Source organism: Pseudomonas sp. HY13-MNA-CIBAN-0226, from assembly GCF_040310305.1.
GTDB lineage: Bacteria > Pseudomonadota > Gammaproteobacteria > Pseudomonadales > Pseudomonadaceae > Aquipseudomonas > Aquipseudomonas gregormendelii.
Window position 1 is genome coordinate 1 of the sequence record NZ_JBEOPS010000353.1, and the last position, 262, is coordinate 262.

Here is a 262-nt window from a genome sequence, read left to right on the forward strand (position 1 = left end):
CTTAATAGCTCAAGGTTTTTTGATAATACCGTTGCGTATATTATATTTAAATTCACTTCCGAATAATCGGTATTAATGCCTTTAGCAAACCAAGGAATAATTATGAAATTTTCATAATTTAGCTCTGTAGATACTGAGGTAATCCCTTTATTTGCTAAGTTATCACGCCCTTCAGTAACATAGCGGTTTTCCCAGTAGGAATGAATGTGCCAGTCGTAGCTGTTATTAGGTTCAATGTTAGTTAACGTCTCAACTTTTATAT

Annotated in this window: 1 protein-coding gene; it reads right to left on the minus strand. The window is 33.2% G+C overall.

What is annotated here, in order from left to right; translation table 11 throughout:
- Positions 1–262 (minus strand): hypothetical protein (locus AAEZ05_RS29070; protein WP_350650085.1); only part of this gene is annotated, 262 nt, incomplete at both ends.